Source organism: Pontibacter brevis (assembly GCF_054779655.1).
Genome location: NZ_BAAGXV010000085.1, coordinates 1 through 18,052 on the forward strand (window position 1 = coordinate 1; position 18,052 = coordinate 18,052).

At 49.3% G+C, this 18,052-nt stretch carries 14 protein-coding genes and 1 pseudogene; 3 read left to right on the plus strand and 12 right to left on the minus strand.

Annotated elements, in window-relative coordinates; all coding sequences use genetic code 11:
• Nucleotides 1-205: 205 nt before the first annotated feature.
• The 7 genes and pseudogenes from ACYVB1_RS18180 to ACYVB1_RS18210 all read right to left on the minus strand — a co-directional run bounded on the left by ACYVB1_RS18180 (nucleotide 206) and on the right by ACYVB1_RS18210 (nucleotide 8,699).
• Nucleotides 206-571: pseudogene (locus tag ACYVB1_RS18180) on the minus strand (phage tail protein).
• Nucleotides 572-983: 412 nt separating this feature from the next.
• The gene (locus ACYVB1_RS18185) at nucleotides 984-2,303 is read right to left on the minus strand and encodes a patatin-like phospholipase family protein (protein WP_460925225.1); all 1,320 of its coding nucleotides are present in this window, start codon (nucleotides 2,301-2,303) and stop codon (nucleotides 984-986) included.
• A gap of 51 nt (nucleotides 2,304-2,354) precedes the next feature.
• Nucleotides 2,355-2,489, minus strand: a complete 135-nt coding sequence (locus ACYVB1_RS18190) for a hypothetical protein (protein WP_460925226.1) — start codon at nucleotides 2,487-2,489, stop codon at nucleotides 2,355-2,357.
• A 686-nt stretch (nucleotides 2,490-3,175) separates the two neighbouring features.
• Nucleotides 3,176-4,561 (minus strand): glycoside hydrolase family 140 protein, encoded by a 1,386-nt coding sequence (locus ACYVB1_RS18195; RefSeq protein ID WP_460925227.1) that lies wholly within the window; start codon nucleotides 4,559-4,561, stop codon nucleotides 3,176-3,178.
• A 133-nt stretch (nucleotides 4,562-4,694) separates the two neighbouring features.
• Nucleotides 4,695-6,935 (minus strand): outer membrane protein assembly factor BamB family protein, encoded by a 2,241-nt coding sequence (locus ACYVB1_RS18200; RefSeq protein WP_460925228.1) that lies wholly within the window; start codon nucleotides 6,933-6,935, stop codon nucleotides 4,695-4,697.
• 236 nt (nucleotides 6,936-7,171) lie between these two features.
• Nucleotides 7,172-7,585 carry an Hsp20/alpha crystallin family protein gene (locus ACYVB1_RS18205; RefSeq protein WP_460925229.1) on the minus strand — a complete coding sequence of 138 codons (414 nt, stop codon included), beginning with the start codon at nucleotides 7,583-7,585 and terminating at the stop codon, nucleotides 7,172-7,174.
• A 295-nt stretch (nucleotides 7,586-7,880) separates the two neighbouring features.
• On the minus strand, nucleotides 7,881-8,699 hold the full coding sequence (locus tag ACYVB1_RS18210; RefSeq protein ID WP_460925230.1) for a DUF1206 domain-containing protein: 819 nt from the start codon (nucleotides 8,697-8,699) through the stop codon (nucleotides 7,881-7,883).
• A gap of 218 nt (nucleotides 8,700-8,917) precedes the next feature.
• Between ACYVB1_RS18210 and ACYVB1_RS18215 the strand changes: the two genes are divergently transcribed.
• From ACYVB1_RS18215 to ACYVB1_RS18225, 3 genes are read left to right on the plus strand one after another with little or no spacing between them, the layout of a single operon-like run.
• Nucleotides 8,918-9,247 carry a hypothetical protein gene (locus tag ACYVB1_RS18215; RefSeq protein ID WP_460925231.1) on the plus strand — a complete coding sequence of 110 codons (330 nt, stop codon included), beginning with the start codon at nucleotides 8,918-8,920 and terminating at the stop codon, nucleotides 9,245-9,247.
• Nucleotides 9,248-9,284: 37 nt separating this feature from the next.
• The gene (locus tag ACYVB1_RS18220) at nucleotides 9,285-9,860 is read left to right on the plus strand and encodes an RNA 2'-phosphotransferase (protein ID WP_460925232.1); all 576 of its coding nucleotides are present in this window, start codon (nucleotides 9,285-9,287) and stop codon (nucleotides 9,858-9,860) included.
• Nucleotides 9,857-10,543: a hypothetical protein gene (locus ACYVB1_RS18225; protein WP_460925233.1), complete on the plus strand. Its 687-nt coding sequence runs from the start codon at nucleotides 9,857-9,859 to the stop codon at nucleotides 10,541-10,543. The genes ACYVB1_RS18220 and ACYVB1_RS18225 overlap by 4 nt, the downstream gene beginning before the upstream one ends.
• A 47-nt stretch (nucleotides 10,544-10,590) precedes the next feature.
• Here ACYVB1_RS18225 and ACYVB1_RS18230 read toward each other — a convergent pair whose 3' ends face one another.
• The 5 genes from ACYVB1_RS18230 to ACYVB1_RS18250 all read right to left on the minus strand — a co-directional run bounded on the left by ACYVB1_RS18230 (nucleotide 10,591) and on the right by ACYVB1_RS18250 (nucleotide 18,049).
• Nucleotides 10,591-10,974, minus strand: coding sequence for a response regulator (locus tag ACYVB1_RS18230; RefSeq protein ID WP_460925234.1), 384 nt, complete (start codon nucleotides 10,972-10,974; stop codon nucleotides 10,591-10,593).
• Nucleotides 10,961-13,951: a PAS domain-containing protein gene (locus tag ACYVB1_RS18235; RefSeq protein ID WP_460925235.1), complete on the minus strand. Its 2,991-nt coding sequence runs from the start codon at nucleotides 13,949-13,951 to the stop codon at nucleotides 10,961-10,963. The genes ACYVB1_RS18230 and ACYVB1_RS18235 overlap by 14 nt, the downstream gene beginning before the upstream one ends.
• A gap of 316 nt (nucleotides 13,952-14,267) precedes the next feature.
• Nucleotides 14,268-15,311 (minus strand): adenylate/guanylate cyclase domain-containing protein, encoded by a 1,044-nt coding sequence (locus ACYVB1_RS18240; protein ID WP_460925236.1) that lies wholly within the window; start codon nucleotides 15,309-15,311, stop codon nucleotides 14,268-14,270.
• Nucleotides 15,311-15,688 carry a response regulator gene (locus ACYVB1_RS18245; protein ID WP_460925237.1) on the minus strand — a complete coding sequence of 126 codons (378 nt, stop codon included), beginning with the start codon at nucleotides 15,686-15,688 and terminating at the stop codon, nucleotides 15,311-15,313. Before ACYVB1_RS18245 ends, ACYVB1_RS18240 begins: the two co-directional genes overlap by 1 nt.
• Nucleotides 15,689-15,949: 261 nt before the next feature.
• Entirely contained in the window at nucleotides 15,950-18,049 is a 2,100-nt protein-coding gene (locus ACYVB1_RS18250; RefSeq protein ID WP_460925238.1) for a tetratricopeptide repeat protein, read from the minus strand.
• Nucleotides 18,050-18,052: the final 3 nt, after the last annotated feature.

Consider the following 18,052-nt stretch of genomic DNA (forward strand, 5'->3'; position numbering starts at 1 on the left):
CCGCATCGCCACCCGATACGACAAGACTGCCTCTAGCTTTCTGGCATTCCTGCACCTGGCTGCAGCCATGACACTGCTGCTATAATTGTCAACGCAGCCTAGTCTCCCACAGAAAAGCACAAGACCTTGTTAAAGCGGGCGTTCCACTCCAAAACCCACTGTTCCCTGAACATGAAGCCAGGTTCAGCACCAGCGGCCTTGGTGCTTATTCCCCTTCAATACATAGTCCCTCATGAGCCAGCTCAATCGTTTCTACAACTACTTCATTGCCACCCGATGCAAGACCTGGCCCCTCCACCTTGGTGGGCCAGGCAGCAGAAACTTTCCAGACAGCAATCAAATGTTGCTTTTCATCCAGGAGGCGAATCACCAGGTCTTTTCCTTCCTTCTCCGGGAATACTACACTGCGCTTTATCTGCTCATAATCCTAAACTGAGGAAACAATACCTCGCTTCAGTGTAATGGTAGAAGACTGATTGACTCCAGGAACCTTTCTGTGGGGCTTGCCTGCGTTTGTGTATGCTTCAGGCTGATAGGAAGCAGCAAGTCCCGACGCTTCCTGGAACGCCATTGTAAAATCCCCCACTCCACCTCAAAATGAAAAGCAGACCGGGAGCTTTTCCCCTTTAACATTTGCTTTAGCTGTTTCAGAAAGTACTGCATAGCGTAACATCATTTTTAGACTGGGGCTGCTTCATTTCAAATTCCCTTCGCTGGCGTTCTGCAAGCGAGAGTTATATTAAAGCCTCTGGCCTGATCGTTTTCAAAACCGTCATCCTTTTTAGCACAAGGTTGCATTTGCACCAGTCCAGGTGTAAAGAGGCATCTCTTATCTGTAGAGAAAACCTTCCAACAGTTGCTTTCTGTGCCTAGTTAAGAATGTGGAAAAGAGCAGTTTCAGCCACCAATAACTTAATCTTTAAGATAAACACAAACCTGTTAATTCACTGAATAACAGGTTTGTGTTTATCAACCACCTCATTTTACTCCCCAACCCTGGTAGTGTCCTGAATATCCGGCTTCACTTCATTTATCAATTTCTGCACAGCGGCATTGGCTACCATGTCGTCAGACTTATGTTTCAGTGTCACCATAGTTGCCCTCAGTTCCTTATACTTTTCCCAATCAAACTTTATCAGGAAGTTGGCGGCCCCTCTCACCCCTACCTCAAACAACCGAAGTTTCTCCTCATCCGGCATGCTGAAGTCAAGCCAGTTATAGTGGTGTGTGTCGAGGCAGTGCACCAGGTGTTTGTAATCAGGGTTGTTGGTAATGAAATCAAAATCATGTACCTGCCGGGCTGAGTCGAAAATAGCGCCAATCAGGTGGGGGAATTTGCTTATGACTTTGGGTCTGTCCCGGTCTGTTCCCAGCTTCACGCCAAAAGTGGGGGCATCCGGCACCCTCGTGTTGTCGTGGAAGAGATCGATTGGAAAGTTGGAGTTGATGCCGCCATCTATGAAGAAGACTTCGTCAGGTACGTTGCCAGTATACCCAATGTCTCTCCATTTTTTTAGCTCAGCCACGCCAAACGGCAGGTTCTTAACACGGAAAGGATGGAAGAAGAACGGAATGGACATAGAGGCCCGAACAAAATCTGCCGGGTTCACCTGCTCAGGATCTGCCCAGTACAAGTCTGCCATTGTTGGGAAATTCACCTTGGTTTGTGTGGTAATGTCAGCTGCCACAAGGGCCAACCGGCCTGCAGTATCTGAAGTGAAAGTACTGCCATCCCTGCGCCTCAGTTTTTCATTACCCTGTGCCCTGAGTTGCCTCAGTTTTCCCCAGGTGTCCACTCCCTTTTCTTTCAGGAGCGCCGACAACCAGTCATGGAAGTTTTGCCCGGGGTTCAGTCCGAAATCGTCCCGCAGGTTGTCCAGCACCTGCCCTCCTTTCCAGATAAGCTTCTTGATGCTGCTGTCTGACTTGACTGCGTCCACAAAATCCCTGGCGTCTGAGTCCCCGTCCATAAACTCATTAAAGTCTTTATTTGCCAGAACTTCCAGAATCCAGGTGCTGGCGTCCATGTTTTTAGGTCCGGCGGCCGCCATCAGCATGGCATTGATAGAACCGGCAGAGGTTCCTCCTAACTGCAGAAACCTTAACCCCACCTGCTCCAGCACATACACATACCCCACCAGGGCAATACCCAGCATGCCACCGCCTTCCATCACCAGGTCCACATACTGATGCCCTTCGTCATCCACCACATCAGAAAAGGTTTTGCCTTTTATCCGTTCACGCAATTCCGCCAACTCTGCCTGTACAAGGCCATTGTTTGTTGTAAATTGTTCTACTTTCATCTCTCAACTTTATTAAGGTTATGTGTAGGACTTGTTTCATTCATTACTAACTCAAAAGAAAGGCTCAGCCAGTGTGGCAGGAGCACCTGGTGTGTAGGAGTGGCAGGTGTACCATGGCAGGTAAGAAACGGCTTTTGGGGCATAGCGACTTGTCTGCAGCAAATAGTGCCGAAGTTCATAGTACATGTTGGAAAGCCAGCATAATGGCTGGGATGGGGGCTAAACCTGTTCGAATGCTACCTATCCGACAGGAGTAAGATTCAGATGCTGGGGGTGCGGTAACTGCTCATGGTCCGGTTGTAACGCAACACATTAGGGAGAAGAACCTGAGCAGGACAAGGCAACCCAGGTTGACAGGAGGTAACAGCGAAATGCCAGGGCCAGGTAGTTTCCCGGCATTTCGCATGGCAGGCATCAAAAGCCCAGGGCGTTTGCTTCTTTTAAATGCCTTACAATATAGTGAGCATTCTTGCCCAGTGTGTGTGCTTGGCAATATCAACAGATTTGCCCGGCACCTGTATGATTTAGATCAGGTTTAGAAGCAGCGATATATGCGTATGTACCTATTCTTTATTACGTGTTTAAAGGCAATAAGATATAAGTTAAAGCATAAAATTCCTCCGGTTTGTATAACGCGGAGATGTAACGGCTTTGCAGGGCACCAAAACCATTCCCTTATAGCAGGTATCTGCGTGCCACCCATCCTCCAGGTCCATGAGGCACCTCTTATCAAGTCTACCAGTTCTGTGCCTTCAGGCAACACTCAAAACTAATAATCAACTGCTTACACCAGACCACTTACAGGTGCGCTGCACTTTATATCATTTAGAAAATTATATTTTTTGTTTGCAAAGTTATATTACAAAAACATCCTATACTTCTTTTCTCCTTGGAGCTGCATACTTCTTTTTTGTATCATCGAGTATCAGTACCCAATCATTATCAGGGCCGCTACCAGGTGGCGTAAAGGCTTTGGTGCCTGTGTTCCTGAACTTGCCGATAAATGTGGACTGGCCCGTACGCGGATCAAACCAGGTGGCGTTCACATGCTTACCGGATATCAGCCCCATATTCACATCAATAGGCTTGCCTGCAGTACTGTAAATAAAGGCAAAGTCCTCGCCCCGGGTAGCCTGAATGCGCTCGGAGCCAGCATAGGCCTCCCGCACCAGCCCCTGGTCTGGGATCCGGGTCAGGAAAGGCCGCGATTCTATCAGTGTCCGGACATGCGTCATCTGAGAAGCTCCGGGTAAATCCAATGCCTCTTTCCATGATCTTCTGGGACCATTGATAGCGTTCCGCTCCGGCGTATACATCTGCCAGATGTCGTGGCAGCCGTAGGTGTGACCATGAGCACCTGCAAACAAGTCCTGGTACGCGGCACGGCGTACGTCATGCGCCTCCGAATAGCCCAGCTCTTTCGCGTTAAAGCAAACGGGATGGTCCTCATAGATAGGCTCACCGTCCATGGTTGGCTTGGTGTTGTTCAGGTTATAGTCGCGGCTGATATGCTCATACACCTTCGCATCACGGCAGTGGCCTGTCTGGTACATGTTAAAGTCTAACCAGGAGTCGTTATGAAACCAGGTGGAGGAACCGGCACCACCCTGCGGATGGTACGTCATCAGCACCTTCCCGGCCTCACCATTGCCTGCCCCGGTTGTAATGCCCTCTGCCATGGCACGCCAAACGGCTTCATCCTGCTCGTGGCGCGGGTTACGGTCTCCGCCCAATATCCAGATGATAGGCTTATCTTTATAACGCCTGCCCATGTACTCCCCAAAGACCCTCGCGTTGGAAGTGTTGAAAACCTCGGGCCCTACGCCCCAACTGTGCTTGTACAGTTTATCGCCCCACGTAGGCAGCATGCCAATAGTCAGCCCCAGTTCTTCGGCCTTGTTCACAATGTAATCTACATGCTGAAAATAAGCTTCATTTGGCTTGGTAGGGTTCTCGTTATGTAGTGGCAAATCGCCGTAGGGGTTTGGGTCCCGCAGGCCGTTAACCTCTGCCAGCACCACAGCCTGAATGACGGTAAATCCTTTTTCAGCCCTGTTTTTTAAGTACAGATCTGCCTCCTCACGGTTCAGCCTGTGAAACAACTCCCAGGCGGTATCACCCAGGTAAAAGAAAGGTGTGCCATCTGCTTTCACTAGAAAACGCTGGTTATCGCTTACCCGGAAATGCTGCGCTTCAGCAGGGCGGATGCCCAGTAACAGCACTGCGGCGCATCCAAGAGTTAAAAGTTTAGAGGTCATCTGAGGAGTATTTAAGTTTTCTTTATCAAGAAATTGCGCCCGTGTACTTCAAGCAATCCATACAATATATTATTTACAGAATACGGCAAAGGAATGCTCCCACATCAGGCGAATCCATGCGCGCGAGTGCGTACTACCTGGTACTTTCCGGCAGTGCAAACGCAATATACTGGTCACCGGAGGGACTGCCGATTTTACCGCCCCCGCAGGCAATCACAACATATTGCCTGCCGTTCAGGCTGTAAGTGGCGGGTGTGGCATAACCTGCCGCAGGCAGCTTCGCCTCCCACAGTACCTTTCCTGTTTTCTTATCAAAAGCCCTGATTTTTTCGTCCTTAGTGGCGGCAATAAACACCAGGCCTCCTTTTGTTACCAAGGGTCCACCGTAGTTTTCGGTGCCTGTTGGTGGCACCCCTTTCTTTGTCAGCTCCTCGTACTCTCCCAGCGGCACCTTCCACAGAAGCTTTCCGGAATTCAAATCAACCGCATTCAGGGTCCCCCATGGCGGCTTGATGCCCGGGTAACCGTTCTTATCCAGGAAACGGTGATACCCGGTTGATACATAAGGTATATCCCCGATAATATTCTTTGGCCCTGCGATGTTATCAGCCTCTGCCCCGCCAACCTCCTTTGCCAGCTCCAATCTGGCATGTGCTTCCTTTTCTTCTGAATTCAAAAGAAAGGAAATCAAGGCTATGCGCTCCCCTTCCGATATCTGCCGGAAAGCAGGCATCATGTTACGCCCCGACTGAATGATATGGTTCACCTGTTCCTCGTTCATGCGCTTGTTCAGCTCAACCAGGGCCGGAATAGAAGTACCATTCCCTTTGAGTTCTGTGCCGTGGCAGGAGATGCAATATTTATTATAAACTGTTTTACCGATGCCCTTCAACGACAAATCCTTTGTGGACTCCTTCGGCACATCTATCATGGTGAGTATCCAGGGCATTTCACTGCTGTTCACATACAGGATGCCCGAGGCCGGATCGACAGCAGCGCCACCCCACTCCCCTCCCCCATCATAGCCGGGGAAAATCCAGCTGCCTTCCTTGCTGGGTGGGTGAAACATTCCTTTGTGCTGCACCTGCCTGAACTTTCCCAGCAGCTGCTGGTGTGTTTCCGGCGTCAGGTCCGACACATCCTCCTCCTCGAACTTATGCCGGGCAAAGGGCTCAGGCAGTGTCGGGATAGGCTGTGATGGCCACACCTTTTCCCCAGGCAGGCCATTGGTTGGAACTGCCTTTTCCTCAATTGGGAAAATCGGCTCGCCGGTAGCTCTATTGAACATAAAAACATATCCGTGCTTCGTAATCTGGGCAACGGCATCTATTTTTTTACCCTCTTTGGTAATGGTAACTAGGTTTGGGTTGGCAGGCAGGTCTCGGTCCCACAGGTCGTGGTGCACCACCTGGTAATGCCAGATATAGTTCCCGGTGGCCGCATCCAGGGCCAGCAGGCTATTGGCAAAGAGGTTCTGCCCCTTGCGTACACCGCCGTAGAAATCAGGCCCGGCTGTACCGGTAGGAACATAGACAATACCCCGCTCCTCATCCAGCGACATGCCCGCCCAGCTGTTGGCGCCACCTATTTTCTGCCAGGCATCCGGATCTTCCCAGGTTTCATACCCCCTTTCTCCCGGGTGGGGAATGGTATGAAAAATCCAGCGGCGCTCGCCAGTGCGCACATCAAAAGCACGGACATGGCCGGGTGCGGCATCGCCGTCTTCGGTTACACGCATGCCCATGATGAGCAAATCTTTGTAGATGACACCGGGAGTGGTGCCGGCTATATAATCATCTTCTGTTCCTTCTCTGTCTAGGCCAATGGAAAGGTCGATGTAGCCACCTTTGCCAAAGCTTTCTATGAGTGCACCATCTGTGGCATTTACAGCAAAAAGTTTGGGGCCTACACTGTATAGGATGCGTTTTTCCTCCCCACCGTCACTCTCCCAATACACCACCCCCCGGTTGATCTGGTGAAACCAGGCCATGTTTCCGTCCGGGTTGTTACCGGCATCGGCCGGATCAAACAGCCATTTCTGCTCACCAGTGGCGGCATCCAGGGCAAACAGCTTCAGATAGGGGGATGTGCCGTAGAGCACGCCGTCTACCATAATCGGGTTGCACTGTATTTGGGAACGATTATTAGGGTCTTTGTCGCCTGTACTGTATTGCCACGCTATTTCCAGTTGGCTAACATTATCCGGGGTGATCTGCTCGTTTGAAGAGTAGCGGTTACCTGCCTTGCTTCCGGCATACGTACGCCAGTCGCTGTTTTTTACACCTGCTTCCCGTTCCGATACCAGTTGCTTTACACAGGAAACAGAAAGGACGCCGGCAAGAGGCAGGGCCATCCATAAAAGCTTTTTTCTCATTTAGTAGCTGCTGTAGAAACCGCCCTCAAAACAGGAGCGCAGTTGGTATGACTGAAGTCTGATTGCCTATAAAATTCAAATCAATATAATAAAATCAGCACAGGTTTCCCGCTTTTCCGGGCACTACTGCCTCGTTGTTTTTATCCGGGCAAATGGTGACGTAAAAGATGATTGCGATGTTTTGTGGATTAAGCTTTCTGCAGGGCATAAAAAAAGGCGGTAAACACCGCCTTTTTTTATGAAATTTCTATCTTTTTAACCGGCTTCTCTTTGGCTTCCTCTGATTTAGGAACTGTGATGCAGAGAATCCCATCTTTGTATTTAGCAGAGATCTTGTCGCCCTGCACCAGTCTTTCAGGCAGACTGAAACTGCGGGTAAATGACTGGTAGCTGAACTCTCTGCGGGTAAAATTACCCTTATCGTCCTGCTCCTCCTGCTTGTTTTCTTTTTCAGCAGAGATAATGAGCATGTTGTTATCCAGCTCTATTTTAAAATCCTGCTTGTCCATACCCGGAGCAGCTACTTCGAGTTCGAAGCTGTTTTTGGTCTCTCTGACGTTAACAGCCGGAACAGAGCCCCGCTCTGTATTATTGTTAAACGGCCAGTTAAACCAATCCCTCATCATACTATCATCAAAGAGTGATGGCATGGAAGGAAACAGGTTTCTGCCTTGCTTTGCTAATGCTCCCATAATAATACCCTCCTTTCATTAATTTAACGTTAAGTCTGTTCAAGTAAATCATGAGTATAAAAGCTAACTAACTTATAGCAAGTCGCTTACCAATTTGTAATTGGTGAAAAATTGACAGATTTTCTGACAGAAGTTCGGACACCGGCTGAAAAAATTTCAGACCAGGGGCTGTCTTCGTGCTTCACGCTGGCGATACGAGTTATGTGCTGGTGGTTTCCGGCACTGGAAGGAAAGGCGGCACCCACCGCACCAGCTAATCATATTCTTTTTTGAACTGGTGAAAAATGCCGAACACAAACATGAAAATGCCATAGGCGATTGTGCCGAAGGCAACCACCATAAAGGCAATGTCTCCCAGCGTGCTGCCTCCTGCTCCTATAAAATCGAAAGCGCTGTCAGTGTCCCCCACCTCCTGCGGATCCACCTGTATGGCTGCCTTGATGAAGAAATAGCCCAGCACTAACAGGAGAACTCCCCGGGCGCAGAAACCAGCCCAGGCTAAGGAATGAACGACTTTTCGCCACCCCTCAGAAAAGGCATCCATATGTATGCGTTGGATGTAGTTGCCCTTTATCACGTAATAAAACTGTACCAGGCCTGTTAGCGCGGTAACAAGGCCCGATAAGCCTACCAACCACCGCCCCCCGGTCCAGGTGAAAACCTCAGCAATAAAAAACTGCGTTTCCTGTTCAGAACCCTGGTTGTTTCCCATCATAATTTGTATGGCTGTATAAGCTACCATGGCATAGCCAAAGCCGCTCAAAGCGATACCTGTTCGCTTTGCCAGTCCGAAAGAATCTCCTCCCATTTCATAAGGGTCTGTTACGGCCTCAAATACCCGCCATACAATGTAGCCCCCAAGGCCCACGACGATGCTCCACAACAAGACTTCTCCAAGAGGCACATCCATTATAACCTCGACCATGCGCGCTTCATCCGCAGCATCTTCGGACATCTTAAGAAAAGATAAAACAGCAATGGACCCTACCAGGAGGTAAACCATCCCGATAGAAAAGCACCCGTAACGGGCAAGCAGGTGAACGATGTGTTTGTGTCTTTCCTTTACAGCCATGTGCGTGCATGCCGTAGCATTTTATGCATTTGTTGCGTTTAGATAGTAAGCGATGCGTTGTGCCGGCAGCGAAATGCTGGCCCCGAACCTTTCCTCCAGAAAACCTGCCCCGCGTATACTGTAGCTTCTGAGGTCTGTTCGTGCAGCGTTACGTAAGCTAACGTATCAGCAGATCAAAGTATACCTGATTTATTTAATACTTCTATTAAAAGCGATATATGCCTGCAGAAAGAAACACAAATGAATGGGACGATGAAAAGTACAACCTGCTGAATGCCCACTTCCGCCAAAGAATAAACGAATTACTCGGCACAAACCCTTACCTGGTAGAGAGAGTGGCAGAAGGCAAACAATTACAACTGAGCGAACTGATAGATAGGATGACAGCCAGAGACAAACAACTCTGGGTTGAATTCATGCGACTGGACCGGCTGAAACTGGATAGAGACATGCGGGACCACCTGGAGGGTAGAGGCACTCCCTACAGCCCCCAGAAAGGCTTCGGAAACAGCACAGGAAGCATTGGAGGCGAGGAAGAGCCCTGGTAACACCAGCTGAGAAAAGGGACTAAACAAATTTGTGCTTATGTTAAACGAGAAAGAAAGCATTCGCCTGAGCAAGTTTCTGAGCCTGGTGCTCCGGCACCGGCCTGAACAACTGGGCATAAAACTGGATGAGCTGGGCTGGACGGATGTCGGGTTCCTGCTCCGCCAAATGAACAGCAAAGGCATGGCTGTTACCCCTGAGGTACTGCAGCATGTGGTGGATACAAACAACAAGCAGCGGTTCGCCTTTAACGAAAGCAAAACAAAAATAAGGGCAAACCAGGGGCACTCTGTAGCAGTAGAACTTGGTTATGCACCACAGGTACCGCCTCCCGTGCTTTACCACGGCACCAGCACAAAAAATTTACTTGCCATCAGGGCAACAGGGCTTGAAAAGAGAAAGCGGCACCATGTTCACCTTTCGGCTGATGTTGCCACGGCCTTGCAGGTCGGGAAACGGCATGGCGAGCCGGTGGTTTTACATATCAACGCAGCAGACATGCATAAGGACGGCTTTCAGTTCTTCCTTTCAGAAAACAAGGTGTGGCTGACAGCGCATGTTCCGGTGCAGTATATAGCCGTGCCGGATGAGGAGCAGATAGAGGAGATAAAATGAAAAGACCCGTGCATATAAGCAGCTTTCTTCTGTTGGTACTGATGTCCTTTGGTAGTTTAGCCCAGGAGCGCCATTGGGAAGTGGGCATCGCCGGCGGAGTGGCACATAATTTAAAAACGCCGCTAAGTATCAGGCAGGCTGATGCAACACCCATACGCCTCAGCGCCAACTACCGGACAGAGCCGTTCACACCACCGGTTTATTATGATGTGCGGGTTAGCTCCTGGAAAGCAGGGAAAGGATGGGAGCTCAAATTTACGCACCACAAACTGATACTCCAGAACAAGCCCCCGGAAGTACAGCGGTTTTCCATAACAGATGGCTTCAACTTACTGACGTTGAACCGGCTCTGGCAAAAGAAAGGCCTCACACTATCAGCCGGAGGTGGTATTGTGATTACGCATCCTGAGTCTACCGTTCGGAATAAGCCCTTTCCGGAAAGCAGGGGAATCCTGAACAAAGGATACTATGTTTCCGGCCCTACCCTGGAGGCGGCTGTGAGCAAACGCCTGTACTTTGCAGCCCGGTGGTTTGCCTTTTGCGAAGGCAGAGCGTCGGCTTCCTACGTTCAGGTACCGGTGGCAGACGGCCATGCACGCGTGACCAATGCAGCGGTGCACCTCCTTTTTGGTGCCGGCATGAGACTGGGCAAAAAAGAAGCACAGGCGGATAGTAAGCTGTAAAGCAGTTTACTGGCCTTGTGTCTGTTCCACATGGTACCGAGAATGCGTCACCCTTCGATAAGCTGCGCCAGTTTTTCTTTTGTCAGTGGCTTGTTGATAAAGTCTTTTATCCTGAAGCTCTCGGCCGCCTGCATGTCCTTGGATGAAACAGAAGAAGAAAGCAGTACCACGCGAACGGGCTTACTGACAGATAGTAGCCGGAAGTGCTCCATAAATTCGAAGCCATCCATCAGGGGCATGTTGATGTCCAATAATATTAGATCAGGAAACACGCTTTGTCCGCAGGTTTCCTTCAGGAAATCCAGCGCTTCCTTTCCATTCGCTTTAAGAACAATGTGCTGCAGCTTGTTAAGCTTTTTGAGCAAAAACTGGCCAAGGTAACTACTGGCCGGATCATCATCTACTAATAATACGCTGTTAATCTGGTGCATAATGTATTGGGGTACCCGGAATATAAACGTGGAAAGTCGAACCTGCTCCTTCACTGCTTTCGGCGGTGATCTTACCTCCGTAGTTTTCTATTACTCTTTTAATGGTATAAAGGCCGATGCCATTGCCCTCTGTATGAGGATGCATGCGCTGGAACATTCCAAAAAGCTTTTTAAGCTGTCGGGGGTTGAGCCCTAACCCATTGTCTGCAACAGAAAGCTGTACGTGTTGTTCCTGCTGCATTGTACGTACCTTGATGCGGGGTGGCCGATCCGGATGCTGATATTTTATGGCGTTGGAAAGCAGGTTATACAATACGCTGCGCAAGTGCTTTCTGGGAAATATAAGCGACGGCACCTGCAGATCGTATTCAAATGCCACCTGGTGCCCCACTCCCTCTGCCAGAATATCGGTCTGCACGTCTTCCAGCACTTCCTGAACAAGGATAGCTTCCAGAGGCAAATCTGTGTCTTTCTGGGCCTTCACAATCTCAGAAAGATCCTTTATTGTTCGGTTGAGCTTCACCATGGAATTATTTAAATGCTCAAACAGGACATAATCCTCTTCCGCTAGCTTGCCCTCCAGCTGGTCCTGAAGCACAAGGATAAGACCTTCCATGGAATTAATAGGCGAGCGCAGGTCATGTGAGGCCGTGTAAACGAAGTTGTCGAGATCGGCATTGATGCGCTTCAGCTGCTCATTGGAAAGGGCCAGCTCTTTGTTCCGGGCCTGTATGTCGGTATTGGCTTTTGCCAGCTCCTGTGTAAGGGCCTGCAGTTGCTGCTCTGCCATTTTGCGCTCCGTCACATCTGTCATGACCCCAACTATCCTGTCTGGCTGCCCTTCCCTAACGTAGAACACCTTCCCGTGGCCTTCAATCCAGCGGAATTGTCCGTTAACATGCTTGATGCGGAAGCTCAGGAAAAGCCTGCCTGTTTCCAGCGAATGCTCATACTGCTTTGAAACCATTGGGCGGTCTTCCGGCAACAGGTGTTTCAGCAGGACCTCCATGTTCCATTCCGACAGCTCCGACGCATAGCCGAACAACTCATCGTGGTTGGCACTCCGGATTGTCTGCTGTGTCACCATGTTTAAATCAAACGTAGCCATGTTACCGGCATCCAACGCCATCCGCAGGTGTTCTTCACTTCTTTCCACATTTTTGCGGGCCTCCACCAGATCCGTTACCTCATGCGCAAACACCACCACGCCATCCACCTCTCCCTGTTGATTTAACCGTGCCTGGTATATAAAATTAAAGTACAGCTTTTCAAGCAGGGCGTTTTCGTAGCGGGCCAGCTGAACTTTGATTTCCTTGCCATGGAAGGTTTCGCCTGTTTCATATACATTCTTCAGGATAGTATAGATAGGCTGGTCAAGTATTTCAGGCAGCGCCTCCAGCACCGGCTTTCCCAGTAAATGGCGACCAGGGAAGAGTTGCTGATATCCTGGGTTGATGAACTCAAACACCATGTCCGGACCTGCCAGAATAGAAATAGCAGCGGGAGCCTGCATAAAAAGCCTTTCAAGGCGTGCGCGTTGCAACTCGGCCTCGGCATGGGCTGACTGCTCCTGAATCTTGCTTTGCAGTAGTTCATCTTCTGCCAGCCGGTGGTCGTGGATATCCGTAATGGTACCGTACCATTTGTTAATGCTCCCTTCTTCACCCTGGCCGGGAATGGCATGTATGCGGTGCCAGCGGTAAAGCCCGTCCGCCCTTCTGAGCCTGAAATCCAGCTCTATGCCTTTTCCGGTCTGCAAAGAATATTGCCCGGCTTCCCTTACCTGTCCTCTTTCATCCGGGTGGATGGCTCTTGACCACTTCCAGCCCAGCGTTTCTTCTTCCGTATGTCCGGTATATTCGTACCACTGCTGGTTCCCGTAGTCAACTCCTCCGGTGGTTGTGAAGGTTAGCACCAGGTGCGGAATAGAATTGGCCATCTGGCGCAATTCCCGTTCCCGCACCTCAATCTCCTGCCGGGACTGTACCTGAAAGATGTTGGAGGAAACCTGGTCTGCAATCAGTTTATGAAATTCCTGGTAGGCAAGGTCATATTCCAGCCTGAAACTGACACCTAATACAATAAAGCCATATAGCTGATTTTCTCCGGGCTTCGGGATGGGGAGCACTACAGCACGTTCCACTGCATCAGGCCATGTACCGTTGGCCAAATGTGCAAATTTACCTTTCAGGTCCTCTACCAACACATGCTGCCCATCTTGTTGCACCGCCTGCAGGGGCCAGTCTTTTTCCTGCACCAGGGCAAGGTCGATGTTTTGTGGCATGGCCGCAGCCGGTAAGTTTCCGGAATGACCGTACAATTCAGCGCTTGTGCCTTCCCCGTCCAAGAGGTAAATAAGGCTGAAAGCCACATCACTGCTGTTGCTCGTTAGCAGTTCGCAGGTTTGCTGGCAGGCCTGGGCCAATGAGTGCGAAGGGGCTGTAACTCTGGCTATCTCCTTTATTGCTTTTAACCGCCTTTCCCCGATAATCTTGCCTGTCACCTCACTACAGGCACAGAACATCCCTCCTGTGCTGCCATCGTTAGCTGGCATGGGGCTATAGGAAAAGGTCCAGTAAGTTTCTTCAAGGAAGCCTTTCCGATCCAGCAGGATCAGCAGGTCCTCCGCATAAAAAGGAGTTGATTCTTTCAGGATGTTCTCCGCAACGGCGCCTATCTGGTCCCAAATCTCTGCCCACATTACCCGGGCACTGGCTCCAAGAGCTTTGGGGTGCTTTTTACCTAAAGCAGGCAGATAGGCATCGTTGTGGAACATATACAGCTGATCGGACCACCAGATAAACATCGGAAACCTGGACTGCAGAATCATCTGAATACCTGTCTGGAGACTTTGCGGCCAGTCGGCAGGATTACCCAGGGGGTGCGAGTTCCAGTCATATTCCTGCATGAGGGCTCCCATCTCTCCCCCTCCCCTGAATAAGTGGGTTAAAGGTTGTGCTGAAGTACTCGTCTTCACTGTTGATCTCATCTGAAGTGGCAAAAGTAACGGTCCACTAAATTAGCTACCTTTCTTTACAATGCCTTATGGCTATAGCGAAAAAGCGTATCAGCAGGAACCTGGCAGCATCTGCAAACGGGCTTTTAGAGCTAAAAGACAGGGCTTTATTAGCCGGGCCGGCGTTTAGGGAAAAGACTGGAGTAGCTCAAACTTGTTTTTGCAGGTGGTAACAGAACAGTAGGGTGCTGCCGGCGCTACTGGCCAGGGAAGCCATCACGCAGGTTCCTTTTTGGGTTGTTTTGCGGCGCAAAGTATAAAGTAGAATATGCTCTTATTACTCCAGCACTTCGTAGAGCATCACAGGGTTCGACTTATTTTTGAGTTTCACTTCGCCCAACTGCCGGCACATGAAGGACTCTTTTACTTTCTCATACACATTGGAGGTGATAACTATCTGGCCAGGCTGGGCAGAAGCCTGCAGGCGCTGCGCAACGTTTACCACATCGCCAATAACGGTGTAGTCCAGGCGTTTGAGTGAAGCCGAACCAATGTTACCCGATACCATTTCACCTGAGCTCAAACCAATAGAGACCTTTGGTTTGTAAACAGTGCCATCAGACACTATCTCTTCAACGGCTTCAAACTCCTTCCTGATGGCGATGGCTGCATCTATTGCCCGGTCCAGATGGTACTCGCCCCGGAACACCGCGAGCACAGCATCGCCCATAAATTTATCTACATGGCCTTCCTGGGCTATCACCCCTTTCACCATCAGGTCAAACAGCCTGTTGAGTATGTTGATGACAGTATTGGCAGGAACACTTTCCGTGATAGCGGTAAAGCCACAAATATCAATAAACATCACTGTGGCCTCTATCGTCTCATTCAGCAGGAGGCTGTTCTCAAACTCCTTGTGCGTCATAAACTTCAGAACAGTCTCATCCACGTACATTTTAAGAATGTTGTTTTCCTTGATTGCTTTCAGGGTATCCCGCAGCTGGTTGACGTGCTGCATTGTTTTTTCTACTGTAAGCTCCAGGTCGTCAAAATTAACTGGCTTGCATACAAAGTCGAAGGCACCCCGGTTCATGGCTGTCCGGATGTTTTCCATGTCGCCATAAGCTGATACAATCACGGCTTTGATGATGGGGTTTACTTCCGGGATCTTGGTGAGCAGTGTCAAGCCATCCATTTCCGGCATGTTTATATCACTGAGCACAATGTCCAGATCAGGATGCTCCTGCAGTTTTTTCAGTGCCTCAACACCGTTCTGAGCAAAAACAAATTTGTAGGAGTTCTCCCTGATTTTCCGCCTGAATTTCTGTTTGATCAGAAGTTCCAGGTCGGCCTCATCATCTACCACGAGTATCTTTGCCATTAAATAACCAGAGTTTTAAACTTTTCTTTTAATGCACTGAAGTCCAATGGCTTGGTTAAAAAGTCATCGGCTCCGTATTGCATTGCCTGCTGGTAATTCTCTTCATCGCTGTAAGCCGTAATCATCATTACAACCGGCGGAGGTGAGTTAAACTTTCCACGAATTTTGCGGAGCAACTCAATACCGCTCATCCCGGGCATGTTGATATCCGATAATATGAGCACGACCTCCGAGGGATGCTGCTCCATATAGGACACTGCCTCTTCACCGGAAAGCGCAAAGGAAAAGCTAAGTTCTCCGTTCCGTATCTCTTTACGAAAGCGCTGTACGAACAGTGGCTGAACATCAGCTTCATCGTCAACTACAAGTATCTTCATTTCCTAATTTATATAATACAATATAATTTAAAAAATACATAGAAAGTAATATTTTTTATACGAAGATTAAAAATATTCTATAGCCTTTTCAGATACCAAATGCTTAGGTGAAACTAATTTCTACCTGCATGGCTCCCTGTAAAGCTTTCCAGCAGTTACCGCTTCCTCTATAAAAGGAACAGCCAGCCGGCAGTAAAAGACCAGGATGAAAAAATAAACTACTCTTTTAGATAAGGCATGAGAAGTGAGACACTTAGCTGTCTACGAAATTTTATTATGAGGTAACTCAATAATAAACTCAGTAAACTTCCCGACCTGGCTTTCAACCTGCAGCTTCCCTCCGTGGCCTTTCGTGATGATTTCATAACTCAGGGAAAGCCCAAGCCCGGTACCCTGCCCGCATGGTTTTGTGGTAAAAAACGGCTGGAATATCTTTTCCTTTACTTTGCCCGTAATGCCCGTTCCATTGTCGCGCACCCGCACCTCTATTACACCATCCAGCTGCCGGGTGCTTACCTGCACCTCCGGCTCATAATCAGGCTCTCCCTGCTGTTGCCGCTGTTGTACGGCATAGAAGGCATTATTAAACAGGTTCAGCAGCACCCGGCCTATCTCCTGCGGCACCACCTCTATCTTTTCAAGTGTAAGGTCCAGGTTCTTGATAAGCCGGACATTGAAGGTTTTGTTTTTAGCCCGCAACCCATGGTAAGAGAGCCGCATATATTCTTCCGTCAGCGCATTCATGTCAGTCTGCTCTTTCTGAACTGTGCTGCTTCGGGAATGCTGCAGCATCCCCTTCACAATAGAGTCGGCGCGCCTGCCGTGATGCTGTATCTTGTGCATGTTCTGGGCAAGGTCGTTGATCAGCGACTGTGCCGTGTCCAGCCGTCCTGCCTCCAGTTCCTGCTTTAGCTCCGCGCATAACTCGACGCTAACCTCTGAGAAGTTATTCACGAAGTTTAAGGGGTTCTGAATTTCATGCGCTACCCCGGCCGTCAGTTCCCCAAGAGAGGCCATCTTCTCCGACTGAATCAGCTGGGACTGGGTAGCCTTGAGTTCTGCCAGGGCTTTTTTCAGGTTATCACGCTGAAGCTCTGTCTCCTTTTTTTGCGCGATGATTTGCTGGTTCAGGTTTGCCAGTTCTGTATTCCGGAGCCGGTATAATTCTGTTTCTTTTTTAGACTGCTCTATTTTATGGGAAATCTCCAGGTTTATCACCTTCTTGTTCATAGCCTCGCTGTGCACCTCTTTTTCATAGGCCATGTGCTTTTCATAGTGATGCAGCGCCTCCTGATACTGCCCTACAGTTTTAAGAAGGCGGTAATATCCTTCGTGTATTCTGGACAATGTGTCCTTTGCCTTTATTTTGTTTCCAAGGCGTGCGCCTTTTTCAAGGTAGTGCAGCGCCTTCTCAGTACTGTACCCTGTGTAGCCCTTGTCGCTGTATAGTTGGCTCAGGCAGAACAGAATCTCCGCCTGGCCCTTTTTATCCTGCACTTGCATCCGTATTTTCTGGCTGTCCATCCAGTAGGCGCAGGCCTTTTCGTAGTTCCGGAGGTGAAAATGGATGTCTCCTAAATGGTACAGAGAATTTCCCTGCCCTTTTTTGTCCCCGGTCGCTTTTGTTATCTCTAAACTTTTCTGACAATATTCGATGGCCTCTGCATATTTCTTTAGTTTGAAGAAAGTGATGCCAATGTTGTCCAGGCACCGTGCTTCCCCCCACTCGTCGCCGTTGGCTTTCCTGATTTCTAAGCTTTGCTGATAATATTCCAGGGCATTCGCAAAGTCATTGTTCTCGAAATAAATCAGGCCAATGTTGTTGAGGCAGTATGACTCTCCTACCCAGAAATTATTTTTCCTGGCAATGCTCAGGCTTTGCAGCAGATAGTCCAATGCGGTGCTGTAGTTCCCTAAATACCTGTACGTTATACCGAGGTGATAATAAGAAAGGGATTTCCCCTCCTCATAGAGCAGCTTTTCCCTTAACCCGGCTGACTGAAACAAGAAATCCAAGGAGGCGGCATAATCGCCCTGGCTCCTGCGAATGATTCCTTTGTACTCATAAACATCAGACAGGCCCTTTTCATCATCCAGTACCTGAAACAGCTGAAGCGCCTCTTCCAAATGCTCCAGCGCCTTTTCATGCTCTGAAAGCCTGAGGTAGCAAAACCCGAGCGTTCTCAAGCCTTCGGCTTTGCCTTTGTCATAATGAATGCTTTCCGCAAGCGCCAGTGCTTCCTGGCTGTATTGGCGGGCTTGGTTTGAGTTCTTGACTCTTAGCTCCCAGGCCTGGCTATTCAGCAAGTCTACTTTAACTTTGGTGGATTCAGCAACGGAAGACATGAGCATCTTCTGCATAAA